Annotated in this window: 16 protein-coding genes; 6 read left to right on the top strand and 10 right to left on the bottom strand. The window is 70.5% G+C overall.

Translation table 11 applies throughout. The annotated features are described in order from the left end of the window. Positions 1–6: 6 nt before the first annotated feature. On the bottom strand, positions 7–1,245 hold the full coding sequence (locus JKJ07_RS24200) for an MFS transporter (protein WP_202993968.1): 1,239 nt from the start codon (positions 1,243–1,245) through the stop codon (positions 7–9). A 73-nt stretch (positions 1,246–1,318) separates the two neighbouring features. On the opposite strand from JKJ07_RS24200, the gene JKJ07_RS24195 reads away from it, so the two are divergent. Then, on the top strand, positions 1,319–2,320 hold the full coding sequence (locus JKJ07_RS24195) for a LacI family DNA-binding transcriptional regulator (RefSeq protein ID WP_202993967.1): 1,002 nt from the start codon (positions 1,319–1,321) through the stop codon (positions 2,318–2,320). A 31-nt stretch (positions 2,321–2,351) separates the two neighbouring features. Continuing rightward, positions 2,352–2,900 carry a hypothetical protein gene (locus JKJ07_RS24190; RefSeq protein ID WP_202993966.1) on the top strand — a complete coding sequence of 183 codons (549 nt, stop codon included), beginning with the start codon at positions 2,352–2,354 and terminating at the stop codon, positions 2,898–2,900. On the opposite strand, the gene JKJ07_RS24185 is transcribed toward JKJ07_RS24190, so the two are convergent. Further along, positions 2,897–4,453, bottom strand: coding sequence for a GGDEF domain-containing protein (locus tag JKJ07_RS24185; RefSeq protein ID WP_202993965.1), 1,557 nt, complete (start codon positions 4,451–4,453; stop codon positions 2,897–2,899). The two genes, JKJ07_RS24190 and JKJ07_RS24185, sit on opposite strands and share 4 nt — an antisense overlap. Before the next feature lie 54 nt (positions 4,454–4,507). Further along, complete coding sequence (locus JKJ07_RS24180; protein WP_202993964.1) at positions 4,508–5,194, bottom strand: TetR/AcrR family transcriptional regulator; 687 nt, start codon at positions 5,192–5,194, stop codon at positions 4,508–4,510. A gap of 94 nt (positions 5,195–5,288) precedes the next feature. On the opposite strand from JKJ07_RS24180, the gene JKJ07_RS24175 reads away from it, so the two are divergent. Next, the gene (locus tag JKJ07_RS24175) at positions 5,289–6,950 is read left to right on the top strand and encodes an MFS transporter (RefSeq protein WP_202993963.1); all 1,662 of its coding nucleotides are present in this window, start codon (positions 5,289–5,291) and stop codon (positions 6,948–6,950) included. On the opposite strand, the gene JKJ07_RS24170 is transcribed toward JKJ07_RS24175, so the two are convergent. The 3 genes from JKJ07_RS24170 to JKJ07_RS24160 all read right to left on the bottom strand — a co-directional run bounded on the left by JKJ07_RS24170 (position 6,947) and on the right by JKJ07_RS24160 (position 8,792). Continuing rightward, positions 6,947–7,357, bottom strand: a complete 411-nt coding sequence (locus tag JKJ07_RS24170) for a rhodanese-like domain-containing protein (RefSeq protein WP_202993962.1) — start codon at positions 7,355–7,357, stop codon at positions 6,947–6,949. The two genes, JKJ07_RS24175 and JKJ07_RS24170, sit on opposite strands and share 4 nt — an antisense overlap. Then, positions 7,351–7,824, bottom strand: a complete 474-nt coding sequence (locus tag JKJ07_RS24165) for a cysteine dioxygenase (protein WP_307834379.1) — start codon at positions 7,822–7,824, stop codon at positions 7,351–7,353. The genes JKJ07_RS24170 and JKJ07_RS24165 overlap by 7 nt, the downstream gene beginning before the upstream one ends. Before the next feature lie 389 nt (positions 7,825–8,213). Next, on the bottom strand, positions 8,214–8,792 hold the full coding sequence (locus JKJ07_RS24160) for a CorA family divalent cation transporter (RefSeq protein ID WP_202993960.1): 579 nt from the start codon (positions 8,790–8,792) through the stop codon (positions 8,214–8,216). Between the two features lie 275 nt (positions 8,793–9,067). Here JKJ07_RS24160 and JKJ07_RS24155 point away from each other — a divergent pair, with 275 nt between their 5' ends. From JKJ07_RS24155 to JKJ07_RS24145, 3 genes are all read left to right on the top strand, one after another. Then, the gene (locus tag JKJ07_RS24155) at positions 9,068–10,171 is read left to right on the top strand and encodes a neprosin family prolyl endopeptidase (protein ID WP_307834378.1); all 1,104 of its coding nucleotides are present in this window, start codon (positions 9,068–9,070) and stop codon (positions 10,169–10,171) included. A 186-nt stretch (positions 10,172–10,357) separates the two neighbouring features. Then, the gene (locus JKJ07_RS24150) at positions 10,358–10,879 is read left to right on the top strand and encodes a sigma-70 family RNA polymerase sigma factor (protein WP_202993959.1); all 522 of its coding nucleotides are present in this window, start codon (positions 10,358–10,360) and stop codon (positions 10,877–10,879) included. After that, on the top strand, positions 10,876–11,586 hold the full coding sequence (locus tag JKJ07_RS24145) for an anti-sigma factor family protein (RefSeq protein ID WP_202993958.1): 711 nt from the start codon (positions 10,876–10,878) through the stop codon (positions 11,584–11,586). Before JKJ07_RS24150 ends, JKJ07_RS24145 begins: the two co-directional genes overlap by 4 nt. Here the strand turns inward: JKJ07_RS24145 and JKJ07_RS24140 are convergent, their stop codons facing one another. The 4 genes from JKJ07_RS24140 to JKJ07_RS24125 form a co-directional block, all read right to left on the bottom strand. After that, entirely contained in the window at positions 11,587–12,600 is a 1,014-nt protein-coding gene (locus JKJ07_RS24140) for an ABC transporter permease (RefSeq protein WP_202994049.1), read from the bottom strand. 2 nt (positions 12,601–12,602) lie between these two features. Then, the gene (locus JKJ07_RS24135; RefSeq protein ID WP_202993957.1) at positions 12,603–13,571 is read right to left on the bottom strand and encodes an ABC transporter permease; all 969 of its coding nucleotides are present in this window, start codon (positions 13,569–13,571) and stop codon (positions 12,603–12,605) included. Next, positions 13,561–15,084, bottom strand: coding sequence for a sugar ABC transporter ATP-binding protein (locus JKJ07_RS24130; RefSeq protein ID WP_202993956.1), 1,524 nt, complete (start codon positions 15,082–15,084; stop codon positions 13,561–13,563). Before JKJ07_RS24130 ends, JKJ07_RS24135 begins: the two co-directional genes overlap by 11 nt. Positions 15,085–15,148: 64 nt before the next feature. After that, positions 15,149–17,890 (bottom strand): AbfB domain-containing protein, encoded by a 2,742-nt coding sequence (locus tag JKJ07_RS24125; RefSeq protein WP_202993955.1) that lies wholly within the window; start codon positions 17,888–17,890, stop codon positions 15,149–15,151. Positions 17,891–17,896 lie beyond the last annotated feature (6 nt).

Below are 17,896 nucleotides of genomic sequence, written 5' to 3'. Positions count from 1 at the left end.
CCGGAGTCAGGCGGCGGCGGGCTCCAGGCGGGTGGCGTCGCCGGGCAGCGGGGCGCGGCGGTCCAGGCGGAAGCTCAGCACGGCCAGCAGCAGCCCCGTGCCGGCCAGCAGGACGCCGATCCAGGCGGCCGAGAGGTAACCCCAGCCGGCCGCGATCGTGATGCCGCCCAGGGCCGCTCCGGCGCTGTTGGCGATGTTGGAGGCGGACTGGTTGACGGCCGCGCCCATCAGCTGGGCGCCGGGCGCGACGGCGATCAGGCGGGCCTGCAGGGCCGGGCCGATGAAGAGGGCGGCCGCGCCGACCAGGAAGGCGGCCGCGAACAGGCCGACCGGGTTGCGGGCGACCACGCCGAACAGGGCGACGGTGGCGATCATGGCGGCGAACCCGAGCAGGATGCTGCGGCGCAGGTTGCGGTCGGCCGCGATGCCGCCCAGGGCGTTGCCGACCGTCATGCCGACGCCCATCACGGCGAGCACCCAGGGCACGTACGACTCCGGCAGGCCCGTCACGTGCGTGGTGACCGGGGCGATGTAGCTGTTCACGGCGAAGAAGCCGCCGAAGCCGATCGCGGCCACGGCGGCCGCCAGCCAGACCTGGGGCGAGCGGAAGGCGCCGAGCTCGGCCCGCGGCGAGCCGCCCGCCGCGGCCGCCACCTCGGGCACCGTGAACAGCACGAACAGCAGGGTGAGGGCGAAGACGCCGGCCACGGCCAGATACGCGATCCGCCAGCCCGCCGCCTGGCCCAGGCTGGTGATCAGCGGGACGCCGAAGACGTTGGCCGCGGTCAGGCCGCTCAGCACGACCGCGAAGCCGCGGGCCTGGCTGCCGGGGCCGAGCATCGACGACGCGAGCAGCCCGGCCGCCCCGAAATAGGCCCCGTGGGCCAGCGCGGCGACGAAGCGGCCGGTCAGCACCAGGCCGAACGTGGGGGCCAGGGCCGAGGCGACCGTGCCCACGAGGAACAGCGCCAGCAGGCCGAGCACGAGCCGGCGGCGGGGCATCCGGGCGGTCAGGGCGGCGATCGTGGGCGCGCCGACGACCACGCCCAGGGCGTAGCTCGTGATCATCCAGCCGGCCGTGGCCATGGCGTCCGGCGCGGACCTGGCGTACGCCGCCGGCAGCAGGTCGCGGGCGAGATCCGGGAGCAGGCCCATGGCGACGAACTCGGTCAGGCCGAGGCCGAAGCCGCCCAGGGCGAGGGCGAGCAGGGCCGCCCAGCGGCGACCGGCGGTGAGGTTCTCCACGCGGCCGACTCTAGAACGTTCTAGTTGCCGCAGTAGTAGAACGTTCTAGTCGTCACAGGTAAATTCTTCGGACATGACGGTGGGGGATCGGCGCACGACGCTGGCCGACGTCGCGGCCGCGGCGGGCGTCTCGGTGGCGCTGGTCTCGATCGTGATGCGGGACGCGCCCGGCGCCAGCGCCGCGACCCGCGAGCGGGTGCTCGAGGTGGCCCGCCGGCTCGACTATCAGCCCGACAGCCGGGCCCGGTTGCTGCGCAGCGGCCAGAGCCGGCTGCTCGGCGTCGTCTTCGGCGTGCAGCATCCGTTCCACGACGACCTGCTGACCGGGCTCTACGACGCGGCCGAGCGGATCGGCTACGAGCTGACCCTGAGCGCGGTCACCCCGCGGCGCGACGAGCGTACGGCGATCTCGGGTCTGCTGCAGGACAGGTGCGCCGCGCTGGTGCTGCTCGGGCCGCAGATCCCGGCGGCCGAGCTGGCCACGCTGGCCGGGCGGCTTCCGGTGGTGGCCATGATGCGCGCCGTGCGGCAGCGGCAGGTCGACGTGGTGCGCACCGACGACGCCCGCGGCATGCACCTGGCCGTCGACCACCTGGTCGCGCTCGGCCACCGGAACATCGCGCACGTCGACGGGGGTCGCTGGCTGGCCTCGGCCGAACGGCGGCAGGGCTATCGCGACGCCATGCGGCGGCACGGCCTGGAGGCGTACGCGAAGGTCGTGAACGGCGGTTTCGGCGAGGAGGACGGGGCGCGCGCGGCGCGGGAACTGCTGGACGACCCCCCGACCGCGGTGACCGTCTTCAACGACCTCGGCTCGACCGGGCTGCTCGACGTGCTGCGCCGGCACGGGCGCGCGGTGCCGGGCGACATCAGCGTCGTGGGTTACGACGACAGCAGCTTCAGCCGGCTCGCGCACATCGACCTGACCACCGTCGCGCAGGACATCGAGACGATGGCGACCCTGGCCGTGGCCCGGGCCGTGGAGCGCATCGACGGCACCCGGGTCGCCCACCGCGAGATGGTGATCCCGCCCCGCTTGGTCGTCCGGGGCACGACGGGCCCCGCGCCGGCCTAAGCGCGTCCCCTTTCGCGCCGAAGGGAAGAATATGCGCCGCGGACTGGCCCTCGTGATGCTGCCGTTCCTGTTGAGCGCCTGCGGGAGCGGCTCGACGCCGTCGGGGAGCGCCAGCCCGACCGATGCCGGCGGCCCGGCGTGGGTGAACGTCCAGCCCGGCCAGGCGACGGCCGTCCCGTCGAGCAAATACACCGGTACGCCCCGGGCCGGCCTGCCGTCCGTGTCGTTCCTGCCCACCAGCTCGGCCTGCGCGGTCGCCTGGGACGAGGACATCGACCAGGTCATGATCCCGATGGTCGTGACGGTGGGTCAGGGCTCGCTGAAGGTGCTGTGGCCCAACCGCTACGGCAATCGCTATCGCGTCGCCGCCGTACCGCAGGAACTGGTCAGCGGCGCGCAGCCCGAGCCCGACTGGCAGACCGTCACCACGGGCGCCGAGTGCACGGCCGGCGCGACGATCAGCGGGCTCAAGTCCGGAGCCGCGTACGTGGTCTGGCTCGACGCCCCGGACACGCCGCGTGGCCTCGACGGGGGCCGTGGCCTCTACAGCGGCCGCTCAAAAATCGTGAAGCCGAACTAAAAAGCGATCGTGTTGCGGCCGCTCCACTTGGCCGCGTAGAGGCGGTCGTCGGCCTCGCGGAACAGCGTCTCGCCCGACATGCCCTCGCCCAGCTCGGCCAGGCCGACGCTCACGGTCAGCCGTACGCCGGGAAGGATGTCGGTGCGGGCCACGGCGGCGCGGATGCGCTCGGCCACCTCGCGGCCCACGGCCAGGTCGCCCTGCAGGAAGACGGTGAACTCGTCGCCCGCGTAGCGCACCGGCACGTCGTCGGGGCGGCAGTGCGCGCGCAGGATCCGGGCCACCTCGCACAGCGCCCGGTCACCGGTGGCATGGGAGTACGCGTCGTTGATGGCCTTGAAGTGGTCGACGTCGACGATCAGCAGCACCAGCGGGGTAGTCATCCGGCCCCGGTCGATCCGCCGCATCAGCAGGTCGAAGCGGCGCCGGTTGTCGAGACCGGTGAGCGGGTCACGCAGCACCTCGCGCTCGGCCCGGGCCCGGGCGGCCTCCGACTCCTCGCGCTGGCGGGCCTGGCGGAGCATGGCCAGCCGCTGCTCGCGCAGCCGCCACAGCTCGCGCGTCTGCCCCTCGACCGCCTCGAACATGTCGCGCGCGGCCTGGCCGTCGTCGGTGGCCAGCGCGGTCAGGGCCAGCTCGAACCGGATGATCGGCTTATCGTCGGGGCTGGGACCGAACCCGCACAGCTCGCGCGCGGCCACGAACTCCGTACGGGCCTCGGCCGGCGCGCCCTGGGCCCGCAGGCTGATGCCGAGGGCGAGGTGGGCCATCCGGGCGTACCGATGGTTTTCGGCCTGGCGCAGCGGCATCACCGCCTCGCGGGCCAGCTTCTCGGCCGGGATCACGTCGCCCAGCTTGGCCAGGGCCAGGGCCAGCATCGCGACGGCGACCACGTCGTCGGGGCGCTGCTCGACCTGCTGCCGGGTGATCTCGGCGCTGCTGCGCAGCCGGGTCGCGGCCTCGTCGGGCCGGCCCACGTGGGCCAGCCGCAGGCCCCAGTGCAGCAGGGTGCTCGCGTGCACGAGGCCGAAGCCGGCGTGGGTGACGGTCAGCCGGTCATACGTGGCCGCGGCGATCTCGTACATCTCGGCCGCCGACGCCGCCTCGGCGAACGAGCACAACGCCGAGATCCGCCGCTCGCCGTCGGTGTAGGGCAGGTCGAGCAGCACGGCCGCGCGGGCCAGGCGGCCCATGCCGGGAAAGTAGCGTCCCCCCAGGACGTCGAGCTGGGCCAGGTCGCAGAGCGTCTTGGCCTCGCCGAGCACCGAGCCCGCGGCCCGGTGCAGCCGGAGCAGCCGCTCGCCCAGCTCGACCGCCTCGGCCAGCCGTCCCATGTAGAGGTTGGCATACATCTGGCCCTGCACCAGGAACAACACCGTGCGGTCGTCACCCACGGCGTGCGCGATGGCGAGATAGGCGTCGGCGGCCTCGAGCGCCTCGTGACCGTGGCCGGTGTTGGCCAGGCGGTGCACCCGGCGCGCCAGCAGGTGCAGCGGCCCGAACACGGTGACCGGCACCGGCAGCCGCGCCCCTGTCGCGATCTCGCCGTCCATGGTCCCAGTATCAACATCGGACGGTCGATCACCTACCCGGGATATCGATGGATCTCAGGACTCGGATGCCGCGTACTTGTCCAAACCGTCCACCAGCAACTCCAGGCCGAGCTCGAAGCGAGCCTCCGGACCGCCTCCGACCAGCACATCCGCGTGCTCGACGAGGTTCGGATAGACGTCGGCCGGAATCTCGCGCAGATAAGCCAGATATTGTTGGCTGTTACTCTCCGGCTGCCGCCGCCAGATCGAATATTCATAAGCGTCGGCGGTGATGTAGAGAAAGATCCGGTCGAGGGCCCACGAGCCGATCCGCGGCGGGACTCCGCCGGCCAGCACCATGCCGAGCATCGCGTCCGAGATGCGCAGCGCGTTGGGGCCGCTCGGGATCGTGGCCAGCGCGGCCCGGGCCAGGTCGTTGTGCGCGATCATGGCAGCGTGCCCGGCCCGGGCCAGCTGCTTGATCTGTTCCTTCCACCGCGGCGGGTCGAGCTCGGGGATGTCGACCAGGCCGCACATCTCGTCGAACATCAGCTGCAGCAGCTCGTCCTTGTTCGCCACGTGGGCGTAGAAGCTGGCCGGCCCGGTGTCGAACTCGGCCGCGAGCCGCCGCATGCTCACCGCGTCGATGCCCTCGGCCTGCACGAGGCGCAGCGCCGTACGCACGATCTCCTCCCTGGTCAGCGGGGTCTTGGTCGGGCGGGCACGGCGTCGGCGGCCGGGCGGCCAGTTCAGCTCAGTCATCGTCGGCGAATTTACTTTGACGCGAACGGCGTTCGCTAGTAGAACGGTGTTCGTAGACGACGAACGGTGTTCGTCGGTTCTTTTGGGAGTCGAGATGACTGCAACGGTCGCGCCCTCAGCGACACAGCGGACGCCGTACCGCTGGCGCTGGGTCGCGCTCTTCGTGATCCTGACCGTCGAGGTGATGGACCTCCTCGACGCGCTCGTCACCAACATCGCCGGGCCGGCCATCCGGTCCGAGCTCGGCGGGTCCATCAGCCTGATCCAGTGGCTCGGCGCGGCGTACACGCTGGCCATGGCGATCGGCCTGCTCACCGGGGGGCGCCTGGGCGACATCTTCGGCCGGCGCCGCCTGTTCCTGATCGGCGCGACCGGCTTCACGCTCGCCTCGCTGGCCTGCGGCCTGGCCCAGACACCCGGTCAGCTGATCGCGGGCCGGGCCGTCCAGGGCCTGTTCGGCGCGGTCATGCTGCCGCAGGGCCTGGGCATGATCAAGCAGATGTTCACGCCGGCCGAGCAGGCCAAGGCGTTCGGCGCGTTCGGCCCGGTGATGGGCCTGTCGTCGGTCGGCGGCCCGATCCTGGCCGGCTGGCTGGTCGACGCCGACTTCTTCGGCTCGGGCTGGCGCATGATCTTCTTCATCAACCTGCCGCTCGGCCTGTTCGCCGTGCTCGGCGCGCTGAAGTTCCTGCCCGAGTTCAAGAGCGCGCGGGCGCCCCGACTCGACTGGCTGGGCGTGGTGCTGGCCGCGGTCGGCGCCTTCCTGCTGCTCTTCCCGCTGGTGCAGGGGCGCGAGCTGGACTGGCCGGTGTGGTGCTTCGTGCTCCTGGCGGCCGGGCTGGTGATCTTCGGTTTGTTCGCGGTCTACGAGGGCCGCCGGGACCGCCGCGGGCTCGACCCGCTGGTCACCCCGAGCCTGTTCCGCAAGCGCGCGTTCAGTGGCGGGCTCGCGGTCGGCATGGTCTTCTTCGCCGCGCTCATCGGCACGGGCCTGGTCTTCACCTTCTATCTGCAGATCGGCCTGGGCTATTCGCCGCTCAAGGCCGGCCTGACGACGCTGCCGCAGGCGCTCGGCACGGTCGCCGGGTTCGTCGCCGCCGGCTCCGGGCTCAGCGAGCGGTTCGGCCGCAAGCTGCTGCTCACCGGCACGGGCGTGATGATGGCCGGCACGGCGGGCTTCATGCTCACCGTGTGGCAGGCCGGCTCGGCGATCACCCCGTGGCGGCTGGCCCCGGCCCTCGTGCTGATCGGCGCGGGCATGGGCCTGGCGATGGCGCCGTTCTTCAACATCGTGCTGGCCGGCGTCGACGACGAGGAGACCGGCTCGGCCTCCGGGGCGCTCACCTCGGTGCAGCAGCTCGGCGGCGCGTTCGGCATCGCGGTGCTCGGCACGATCTTCTTCGCGCTGCTGCCCGGCCAGGTGGCGTCGCACGTCGACGACTCGGCGGCCGAGCTGCGGGCGGTGCTGACGACGGCCGGGGTGCCGGTCGATCGGCAGCCCGAGGCCGGGCTGGGCCTGCGGGACTGCCTGCGCGACCGGGTGGCCGAGGACGACCCCGACGTGACGCCGCCCAGCTGCCAGGCGTCACCCGCGGCCCAGCCCCAGATCCAGACGTACGCGGGGGAGCAGGTGCGCGCCGGCTTCCAGGACGCGACGATCCTGACCGCCGGGGTGTCGTTCCTGCTGCTGGCCCTGGCCTTCGGGCTGTCGTTCCTGCTGCCGCGACGGGCCCGGCCCGAGTCGGACTCTCGCTAGGCCGAACCCGAGATTGTCGGCAGGCCCGCGTCGCGCCAGGCCGCGAAGCCTCCAACGAGGTCGGTGGCGCGGGTCAGGCCCAGGTCCTGCAGGGCGGCCGCGGCCAGGCTGCTCGTGTAGCCCTCCTGGCAGGTCACGATCACCTCGAGCGCGTAACTGCCCGCGAAGGACAGCCGGGCGTCGCTGCGCGGGTCGAGGCGCCACTCCAGCACGTTGCGCTCGATGATCACGGCGCCCGGGATCTCGCCGAACTCGGCCCGCTGGGCGGCCGGGCGGATGTCGACCAGGATCGCCCCGCGGGCCACGGCGGCCGCCGTCTCGAGCGGGCCCAGCCGGGTCAGCCGGGTGCGCGCGTTGGCCAGGATCGCGTCGATGCCCAGCGAGCCGGGCGGGGCCACGGTCACCATTGCGCACCGGCCCGTTCGACCGTGAGCACCTCGAGGCTCGCGGCGCCGATGCGGTATTTGGTCATCGTGGTGAGGGCCGGACCGTACACGTGCACGCTGACCGCGGGCAGCGGCGACCGGTTGGTCATGCGGTGCACGTGGTGCGTGCCGAACCGGCGGCCGGCGCCCTCGCCCAGCTCACGTGACGTGACCCGGGGCGCGTGGCCCTCGGCGACGGCGACTGTGTCCTCGGTCAGCGTGCCGCTGAACACGTGGAACGCGCCGGCCGAGCCGCCGTGGTCGTGCCACTCGGTGCCCTGGCCCGGCAGCCAGGTCAGCAGCCACACCTCGTGGTCGTCGGCGACGTGCAGGCGGTGATACCAGCGGTCGACCGGGTTGAACCGGGGCGCGACCGGCCACTCGTCGGGCGCGGCGGCGAAGCGGTTGGCGAGGGCGAGGTGGTCGATACGGGTGTCGACGGCGGTCACGGGAGCTCCTCCGTTTGCATACATTGCCTATCAGTCCTATAGGTTTACCGCCACAATGCTGTCCAGGGTAGCGGACGTCGCAAGGTCAGGGGCGGGAAGTCAGCCGATCAGGGGTCACGCGCGCCCCTCAGGGGTGCGGAATCGCAGGTCAGCTGGGACAGCAGGCGCTGGCGCAGCGCGCCAGATCGATCGCCAGGTCGGCGATGAGAGGAATGCCCATCCGCTGCATGGTCAACATGGTGGCCCGTCGTTCGCGTGATCGTCAAACGTCTTCCGTCATGTGGGAGGACATTCACCACCAGCCTCGGCGTTTGGCCCAGGTGAGCAGGAGGGCCGACATCACGGTCATGACGGCCAGGATGGCAAGCAGCGGTCCAGTCCTGGTGGAGTCAGAGCTCCTCCAGGAACTCCTCCGGGTTGCCCATGTGCCCGCCGGTGACCCGCTGCTCGAGCTGCCACACGTCGGAGGTCAGCTCCTCGATGAAGCTCTCCAGCCGATGGCTCAGCGCCGACGTGATCGCATGGGACAGCTCGAACGGCGAGCCCGGGCGGAATCGTCCACCCTCGAGCCGCCGGCGGACGATCTCGGTCTCGCGCAGGGCGGCTTCTATCGGCACATTCGGATTGATCGGACCGTGCACGGTGACGACATATTTATCGCCGGTCAACTGATCAAGTTCGAGATAGTGGACATGCCCGGAGGGGCCCCGCTCCGGACCGTGCAAGATCAGGAGTTGTTGATGCGGATATATCCGGACACGTGGCACGCGATTGCGTTGCATACAGTCACGGACCGCCAGAGGGTGGCAATCTAACACGTCCGTCAGCATTGCCACGGCCTCGTCACTGCATTCCGGAATGTCCACCCAGACCAGGGTTTCCGGGCGTTCCAGGAGAGTGGCCACATCGGCCACGGGGTGTCTCTCGACGGTGTCGCCAGTGAGCGCCAGCACCGTGATCGCGGCCATGTCTCCACGGTAGACCTGAAAGAAGCTCGCGGCGGTTAGCCTCTTTCCTAACAGTTGGCGAATGACGCCCTCCGGAGTCGTCTCGACACGCTCCGTCAACGAAATTCACCAAGGGGTCACCGGATCGGCTCAGCGCCTCAGCCGTTAAGGCGGAAATCGAACTGAGCAGGCGCTATGGAATCGAGAAAGCTATATGGTGACGTCGCCGCCGAGAACCGGTGCCGGAGGCCACCTCGCCCGCTCCCTCCGAACCCCCGATCAACGAGGACGGACAAGTGTTGAAGTCACGCCGCGGTCTGCTGGCCGCCGGCCTTGCGATCGCCGTGGTCGGCGCCATCGGCGTCGCCTCCACGGTCAACGCGGGTGCCGACCAGATCGAGAGCGCGCCCGAGGCCAGTGCCTCGGCCGGCGCCCCCGACGCGGCCGGTGCTGACGCTCCCAACGCGACCGATGCGCCTTCCCCCACCGTCAAGGAACCACCCAAGCTGCCCTGGGGCGACCGCCCCAAGACGCTCAAGCGCGGTAAGCCCGGCGCCTCCAGCAACTCACTGAAGGCCCAGGGCCTGTCCGCCGCGCCGGCCGACGCGAGCGGGTCGGTGATCCCGGTGCCGGAAGAGGGCCCCAAGGGCCGCATCACCAAGAGCGGGCCCCTGCGGTCCGAGATGACCGACGCCGTGCCGCCGAAGCCCCTGGGCCTCAAGGCGGCCGAGAGCAAGGTCAACTACATGTACAACGTCGGCTCGCAGAGTGCCGACACCGCCGGCGTCTACAGCAACATCACGATCGGCAAGCCCGAACTCGACCGCGACGACTATCACACGCTGGCCGAGATCGCGCTGCAGTCGGCCGACGGCAAGCAGATCGTCGAGGTCGGCTGGACGGTCGACCGCCTGGTCAACGGCGACGACGACCCGCACCTGTTCGTCTTCCACTGGATCAACGGCGAGGCGCAGTGCTACAACGGCTGCGGCTGGGTGCAGGCCGACGGCGCGATCAAGCCGGGGGCGACGCTGACGTACGGCGTCACCAAGAAGTTCGGCATCCAGTATTACGACAAGGGCTGGTGGGTCGCCTACGACACCGAGTGGATCGGCTACTTCCCCGAGGAGATCTGGAACAAGCAGGGCGTGAAGTTCAACCGCTCCGGCCTGGTTCAGGTCTTCGGCGAGGTCGCCGCCGCCGCGAGCAAGACCGCCACCTGCACCGACATGGGCAACGGCACGCTGTCGTCCAAGGAGAACGCGGCCCGCGTCTCGAGCGTCTCGTTCATCGAGGGCCCGACGGTCGACATGTTCATCCGCAGCACGGCCGAGAAGACATATCCGATCGCACCGATCTCAGCACGCTCTTTCCGGTACGGGGGTCCGGGAGACTGCTGACCGCTCGGCGCGGCACCTGACGCGATGCCCGGTCCCGGCGAGGGGGACCGGGCATCGTCTTTTATTGTGCCGAAGGCATGCCAGCCGGCCGGCCGCGAGCAAACCTCCGGCGTGCCGGATCGAACCGAGTTCACCGCCACGGTGTAGAACGTGGTGGCGAACCGGAGTTCGAGAAGGCGGGCGTGGATGAGGCGACGGGTGAGCCCCGACGAGGAGCTGATGACCGCGCTCTACACGGAGCACTACGCGGTTCTGCTCAGCTTCGTCCTGCGCTATGTGCATGATTGGCATCGGGCCGAGGATCTCGTGCAGGAGACCCTGCTGCGGGCCTGGAAGCACATCGACCACCTCGACCCCGATCCCGGCCGGATCCGCTCCTACCTGCTGACCATCGCGCGCAACGTGGTCACCAACGCGTGGCGGGCCGAGCAGCGCCGGCCGCACCTGGTGGCCGACGAGGCCGCGGTCAACGCGATGCCGTCGGCCGACAACGTCGACGAGATGGTCGAGGGCTGGCTGGTCGCCGAGGCGCTGGAACGGTTGTCGGCCGATCACCAGGCGGTGGTCAAGGCCATGTATTACGAGGGCAAGAGCGTGGCCGACGCGGCCCGCCAGCTGTCGGTGCCCGAGGGCACGATCAAGTCCCGGGCCTATTACGCGGTGCGGGCGCTGCGCACGGTGTTCGAGGAGATGGGGGTGCTGCGGTGAGCACCGACCACGACGAGCTGCACCGGCTGCTCGGTGGCTATCTGCTCGGCGGCCTCGACGAGGCGGACACCGAGCGGCTCGACGCCCACCTGCGCGACTGCGACCGCTGCCGCGACGAGCTCGACCGCCTGGCCGCCGTGCCCGAGCTGCTGCGCCGCCTGCCCGACGCGCATCGGGAGGAGCCGGGTGTCTCGGCCGCGCCGATCAGCATGTCGGCCCGCCCGAGCCAAGACAAGATCGACGGTCTGCTGCGCCGCATGCGGGCCGAGCGGTCCCGGCAGAGCCGCGTGGCCGGGTTCCGCTGGCTGGCCGCCGCGGCCGTGGTGCTGGTGGCGGTGGCGATCGGGTTCGGGGTGATGCGGGGCAACCGGGAGGACCGGCCGCCGCAGGTGCTGCCGAGCCCCGAGCTGGTGACCGCGCGGTTCCTGCCGGCCGAGGGCAGCGGCATGGCGGGCCAGGCGGTGCTCACCCCCAAGACGTGGGGTGTCTCGGTGGCGCTCGACGTCAGCAAGCTGCGCGGCGCGGGCCCCTTCCACTGCCAGGTCCGGAATGCTTCCGGCCAGGTCGAGCAGGCGATGGTGTGGGGGCCCACGCCGAGCGGCAACGCCAAGGTGATCGGGGCGAGCTCGATCCAGCTGCGCGACGTCAGCCGGATCGAGGTCCAGGATCACGACGGGCACGTGCTGGGCACGGCCGATCTCCAATGACTAGGTGACTCTTCGGAGCCGTACGAGGTAGGTCTGGGCCACGACGACCAGGGCCAGGAAGGCGCCGCTGATCACCTGCTGCCAGTTGCTGTTGACGTTGCCGACCTGGTTGATCAGGTTTTGGATCACGCCCAGCAGCAGCACGCCCGCGATGGTGCCGGCGATCGTGCCCGCGCCACCGGTGAGCAGGGTCCCGCCGATCACGACGGCGGCGATCGCGTCCAGCTCCATGCCGACGCCCAGCACGGTCACGCCCGAGCCGAGCTTGGCCGCGTTGATCGCCCCGGCCAGCCCCGCGAGCAGGCCCGACAGGACATAGACCCACACCTTCGTACGGCGGACCGGCACCCCCATCAGGCTGGCCGCGTCCTCGCTGCCGCCGACGGCGTAGATCGACGTGCCGAACCGGCTGCGGGCCAGCACGACCATGCCGATCACGACCAGCGCCGCGACGAGCCACACCTGGTAGCCGATGTCGAGGAACGAGCCGTTGCCGAGCTTGCGGAACGCGTCGTTCTGCACCAGATAGGTGTTGGAGCCCTCGGAGCTGATCGCCCGCATGAGCCCGCGCGCGCCGAGCAGTGCCGCGAGCGTCACGATGAAGGGCGCCATCCGGGTGTACGCGATGAGCAACCCGTTGGCCAGGCCGATCGCCCCGCACACGGCCAGGGGCAGCAGGAACGCGGCGAGGATGCCGTATTGCGAGGCCCAGGCCGCGAGCACGCCGCCGAGCACGTAGAGCGAGCCGACCGACAGGTCGATGCCGCCCGTGATGATCACGAAGGTCATGCCGAGCGCGATCAGCATCGGCGGCGCGGCCGCGACCAGGATCGTCGCCGCGTTGTCGAAGCTGCGGAAGTTGGGGAAGGTCGCGAGCGCGATCAGCACCACGACGACGAGCACGGCCAGGGCGCCCTGCCGCTGCACGGTGCCGACGATGCGGTCGGTGCGCTCGGCCTTGCGGACGTCCTCGGCGACGATCGCCGGGGTCTCCGGGCCCGAGACGTTGGTCATGGTCACCGGGTCTTCCTCTCTCGGGCCACGTAGACCGCGATCAGGATGATCACGGCCTGCACCATCTCGGTGGTGGAGGGCTGCAGGTTGTGCTTGATCATCGTGGCGATCACGAGCTGCATGAGCAGGGCGCCGGCCACGGTGCCCAGGACGCGCACCTTGCCGCCGGTGAGCGGGGTGCCGCCGACCACGACGGCGGTGATCGCGGACAGCTCGATCAGCAGGCCGACCGAGGACGCGTCGCTGGACTGGATGCGGGCCACCGAGAGCAGGCCGGCGATCGAGGCGAGCACCGCGCAGACCACGTAGACGGTGATCAGCACCCGCTTGACCGGCAGGCCGGCGAGCTCGGCGGCGGGCCGGTTGCCGCCGATGGCCAGCAGCCGCCGGCCGAAGACCGTGCGGCGCACCACGAACCCGACGATCAGCACCATCAGCGCCGCGATCCAGACCAGCACCGGGATGCCGATCAGGTCACCCGAGCCCAGGTAGAGAAAGTCGGCGTTGCGGATGTCGACCAGCTTGCCCTCGCTGATCACGACGGCGAGGCCGCGCCCGCCCACGAACAGGGCGAGGGTCGCGACGATCGGTTGCAGGCCGACCCGGGCCACCAGGATGCCGTTGATGAAGCCGACCGCCACCCCGGCCAGCAGCGCGACCAGGATCGCGGCGACCACCCCGTAGCCGAGATAGAGCGGGATGAAGGCGGCGGCGAGGGCCATCACCGAGCCGACCGAGAGGTCGATGCCCTCGGTGCCGATGACCAGGGCCATGCCGAGCGCCACGATCACGATCGGCGCCACCTGGATCAGCTGGATGCGCAGGTTGCTCCAGGTCGCGAAGTACGGGGTGAAGAAGATGTTGTAGACGACCAGCAGCACGATGGCCGCGTAGACGCCGTACTTGGGCAGCCAGGCGCGTAGCCGAGCGGAGTCGACGACGGGCCGGGCGGCCACCGTTTCAGTGCTCACGGGGGGCCTCCGTTGCGATGGTCGACATCAGGTCCTCGGTGGTGACCTCGGCGCCGGTCAGGGTGCCGACCACGACGCCGTCGCGCAGCACCACCACCCGGTCCGAGCCCTCGACCAGCTCCTCGGCGTCCGACGAGACCAGCACGACGCCGAGACCCTCGGCGGCCAGCTCGTCGATCAGCGACTGCACCTCGGCCTTGGCGCCGACGTCGATGCCGCGCGTCGGCTCGTCGAGCAGCAGCACCTTGGGGTCGGTGGCGAGCAGCCGGGCCAGCAGCACCTTCTGCTGGTTGCCGCCGGAGAGGTCGCCCACGGCCTGGTCGGGGCTGGACGCCTTGATCCGCAGCCGCTTCATGTACTTGTCGACGATCTCGTCGATCTTCGCGTCGGAGACGAACCCGCCGCGGGAGACGCGGGGCAGCACGGCCAGGGCGATGTTCTCGCGGACGGAGAGGCCGGGCACGATGCCCTCGGCCTTGCGATCCTCGGGCTGCACGGCGACACCCGCGTGCACCGCCCGTACGGGGGTGGGCTTCTTCAGCTCCTTGCCGTCGACCTCGATCGTGCCGCTGTCCAGGTGGTAGGCGCCGCCGATGGCCTTGACGGTCTCGCTGCGGCCGGCCCCGAGCAGCCCGCCCAGCCCGACCACCTCGCCGGGACGCACGTCGAAGCTCACGTCGTGCAGCTTGTGCCGGCTGTTCAGCTCGCGCACCCGCAGCACCGGCGCGGCCTGCTCGTCGCCCGTGGCCGCCCCGGAGAACGCGGTCGCGCCCTCGCGCCGGACCTCGGCCATGTCGCGGCCCAGCATGAGCGAGACGAGCTTGATCCGCTCGAGGTCGGCCAGCTTGCCGGTGTGCACGAGCTTGCCGTCGCGCAGGATCGTGACCGCGTCGCAGATCTCGTAGAGCTCGTCGAGCCGATGGCTGACATAGACGATGCCGATGCCCTTGGCGTGCAGGTCACGGATGACACCGAACAGGGTCTGCACCTCGCGCGGCTCGAGCGACGAGGTGGGCTCGTCCATGATGACGACCTTGGCGTCGATCATGACGGCCCGGGCCAGGGCGACCATCTGCTGCGCGCCGAGCGCCAGGGTGCCCAGCTGGCGGCGGACGTCGGTGGTGACGCCATAGCCGGCCAGCACCTCGCGGGCCTCGCGGTCCATCCGGCCCCGGTCGATCAGGCCGAACTTGTTGCGCGGCTCGCGGCCGAGGAAGAGATTCTGCGCCACGCTCATCAGCGGGACGAGGTTGACCTCCTGATAGATGGTCGAGATGCCGGCCCGCTGGGCGTCCATCGGGGTGCCGAACTGCACCGGCTGATCCTGGTATTTCAGCTCGCCGCCGTCCGGCTTGTAGACGCCGGTGAGCACCTTGATCAAAGTGGACTTGCCGGCGCCGTTCTCGCCGACGAGCGCGTGCACCTCGCCCGGTTGCAGTGTGAAGGAGACCGAGTCGAGGGCGCGTACGCCCGGAAATATCTTGGAGACGTCGACGACTTCCAGCAACGCCATGCAGTGGCTCCTCATTCGGTGCCGGGCCGGATGGTCAGGGAACCACCCGGCCCGGCGGTTCTGGCTACCCCAGTGGGGCCGCGTTGTTCCAAGTCACGTCGGCGTTGTAGCTGCCGGCGCTGTCCCATGTGTTGCCACCGCCGTTGGTGGCGATGTAAACCGCTTCGCCGTAGTGGCGCCAGTAGTAACCGGGATAGTTGAGAGATTCGAGCGAGACGTTGCCCGACCCGCCGTTGAGGCCGGGCTGGGCGCAGAACGTGGCGTCCTGCTGGAACGTCGCGCTCCCGTCGTTGGTCGCCTTCTGCAGCCGGTAGTTGGCGTGCCGGAGGAACTGACCGGGATAGTTGACCGACTCGAACGTGTAGCAGCTGTTGTCGGCCAGACCGGTGCGGACGATCCAGGTCGCGTCCTGCCGGTCGACCTGGGCGCTCGACGCCGAGATGACGTCGGTGCGGGCCAGGTTGTCACGGTGCCGCAGATAGCGGTTGTCGTAGCCGGCCGTGGTGACCCGGAACGACCGGCTCTGCCCGACGGCCAGGTCGGCGCCGCTGCGCCACAGGGGAGAGCCGACCGCCCAGGTGGCGTCGTCGTTGAACGAGCCGCCGGTGCTCGCCTCGACCCACACCTGCTCGCCGCGGTGCCGCAGGTAGCGGCCGGGGAAATTGGCCGACTCGAGCGAGGTGCCGCCGCCGGAGAGACCCGGGCGGGCGCAGAACGTCGCGTCGCCGGTGAAGGATCCGCCGTTGTTGGCCTCGCGATAGACCCGGGAGTCGCGGTGCCGCAGATACTGACCCGGGAAGTTGCGCGACTCGAAGGAGTAGCAGGACGCGTTGGACAGGCCGGGCCGCACGTAATACGTGGCGTCCTGCCGGTCGGTCGTCGAGCTCGCCGTCGTGATCACGTCGGTGCGGGCCGCGCCGTCCGCGTGCCGCAGGTAGCGGTTGGTGTAGCCGGGCGTCGTGACGCGCAGCGAGGCGGGCCGGTTGAGCGAGAGCGTGGTGCCGTTGGCCGCGCCCAGCACCCGGGTGTTGACCTCGCGGACCCGGGCGAAGTCCATCTTGCGGATCTGCCGGTCGTACGTGAAGAAGCCGTTGAGCTCCTCCTCCACGTCCGTCGGTTCGGTGTAGACGGAGCCGGACAGCCCGTTGCCGTTGATCAGGTCGACCATCCGGCCCGTGATCTGCACATAGCGGCTGGTCAGCGCGTTCGAGTCGGGCAGCCACTCGTACGCGAACTTGCCCGTGGTCGGCCACTCGTGCCCGGCCGTGCGCAGGCCCAGGCCGCCGTACTCGCCGTTGACCACGAACCGGGTCGCTGTCGGCGGGCGGGTGATGCCCGGTCCGACGTACATGTGGTCGTCGATGACGTCGCCGTTGCCCGGGTCGGGGTCGGAGTCGCAGCAGTTGGAGCCGGAGTTGTGGTTCACCATCCGGGTCGCGTCCCAGCTCTTGACCTCCTCGGCGATGCGGCCGGCGTCGTATTCGCCCCAGCCCTCGTTGAACGGCACCCACTGCACGATCGACGTGATGCCCTTGTGCTCGTCGATCATCTCCTTGAGCTCTTTCTCGAACCGCGTACGCCCCACGGCCGACGGCTCCCGGCCGCTGGCCAGCGCGGGCATGTCCTGCCAGACCATCAGGCCCAGCCGGTCGGCGTGGTAGAACCAGCGGTCGCTCTCGACCTTGATGTGCTTGCGCACCATGTTGAAGCCGAGCGCCTTCTGCTGCTCCAGGTCGAAGCGCAGCGCGGCGTCGGTGGGCGCGGTCGAGATGCCGTCGGGCCAGTAGCCCTGGTCGAGCGTGCCCAGCTGAAAGACGAACTTGCCGTTGAGCGTCGGGCGCAGCACGCCGCCCAGCATCGCCTTGCCCAGCGAGCGCATGCCGAAGTAGCCGCCGACGGCGTCACCGCTGGCCAGGGTGACGCGCAGGTCGTACAGGAAGGGGTCGTCGGGGGTCCACAGGCGGGCGTTGGGCACCGGGATCCGGAACGACGAGCCGACCGTGCCGGTGGCCGAGCCGACGACCGTGCCGCCCGACAGCACCTGTGCGGTGACCTGCTGACCGCTCGCGTTGGCGGCCTGCACGACCAGGTCGAGACCGCCGGCCGACACGTTCGGGGTGGTGTCGAGCCGGGTGACGCGGGCCGGGTTGGTCGGCTCCAGCCACACGGTCTGCCAGATCCCCGAGTACGGCGTGTACCAGATGCCGCCGCGGCTCAGGCGCTGCTTGCCGACCGGGATGTCCTGGCCGTTCGTGGGGTCCCAGACGCCGACGATGATCTCGTTGCTGCCACTGCGCAGAGCGCTCGTGATGTCGTACGAGAATTTGTCGTAGCCGCCCTCGTGGGTGCCGAGCAGCGTGCCGTTCACCCACACCTTGGACTGCCAGTCGACGGCGCCAAAGTTGAGCTGCACGTTCTTGCCCGACCAACCGGCCGGAACGGTGAACGAGCGCTTGTAGTACGAGTAGTCCTGCCGCCGCATGATCCCGGAGAGCGCGCTCTCGATCGGGTACGGCACGAGGATCTCCTCGCCGAGGGTCTGACCCGTCGGCGGGGTGTTGATGTTCGACGCCCCGGCGAACTGCCAGATGCCGTTGAGGCTCTGCCAGTCGGTGCGGGTCAGCTGGGGGCGGGGGTATTCGGGGAGCGGGTTGGTCGTGCTGACCTGATTGGTCCACGGGGTGGTCAGCGGGGGCGTCTTCGGGACGAACGCTGCTGCGGGCGAGGCGAACGCCACGACCGCGCCGGCGCTGGCCGTGAGGGCCGCGACGGCGAGGGCGAGGAGCCTCCGGGGATGTGCAGTCACGTTCTC

The organism is Paractinoplanes lichenicola (assembly GCF_016785085.1).
GTDB lineage: Bacteria > Actinomycetota > Actinomycetes > Mycobacteriales > Micromonosporaceae > Actinoplanes > Actinoplanes lichenicola.
Note: the sequence above shows the minus strand (reverse complement) of the source record. Positions and strands in the feature narration are given on the sequence as shown.

Coding starts and splice junctions, on each gene's coding strand:
- JKJ07_RS24195 (WP_202993967.1), top strand. CDS start 1,319: ATGACGGTGGGGGATCGGCGCACGACGCTGGCCGACGTCGCGGCCGCG.
- JKJ07_RS24190 (WP_202993966.1), top strand. CDS start 2,352: ATGCGCCGCGGACTGGCCCTCGTGATGCTGCCGTTCCTGTTGAGCGCC.
- JKJ07_RS24185 (WP_202993965.1), bottom strand. CDS start 4,453: ATGGACGGCGAGATCGCGACAGGGGCGCGGCTGCCGGTGCCGGTCACC.
- JKJ07_RS24180 (WP_202993964.1), bottom strand. CDS start 5,194: ATGACTGAGCTGAACTGGCCGCCCGGCCGCCGACGCCGTGCCCGCCCG.
- JKJ07_RS24175 (WP_202993963.1), top strand. CDS start 5,289: ATGACTGCAACGGTCGCGCCCTCAGCGACACAGCGGACGCCGTACCGC.
- JKJ07_RS24170 (WP_202993962.1), bottom strand. CDS start 7,357: ATGGTGACCGTGGCCCCGCCCGGCTCGCTGGGCATCGACGCGATCCTG.
- JKJ07_RS24160 (WP_202993960.1), bottom strand. CDS start 8,792: ATGGCCGCGATCACGGTGCTGGCGCTCACTGGCGACACCGTCGAGAGA.
- JKJ07_RS24150 (WP_202993959.1), top strand. CDS start 10,358: ATGAGGCGACGGGTGAGCCCCGACGAGGAGCTGATGACCGCGCTCTAC.
- JKJ07_RS24140 (WP_202994049.1), bottom strand. CDS start 12,600: ATGACCAACGTCTCGGGCCCGGAGACCCCGGCGATCGTCGCCGAGGAC.
- JKJ07_RS24130 (WP_202993956.1), bottom strand. CDS start 15,084: ATGGCGTTGCTGGAAGTCGTCGACGTCTCCAAGATATTTCCGGGCGTA.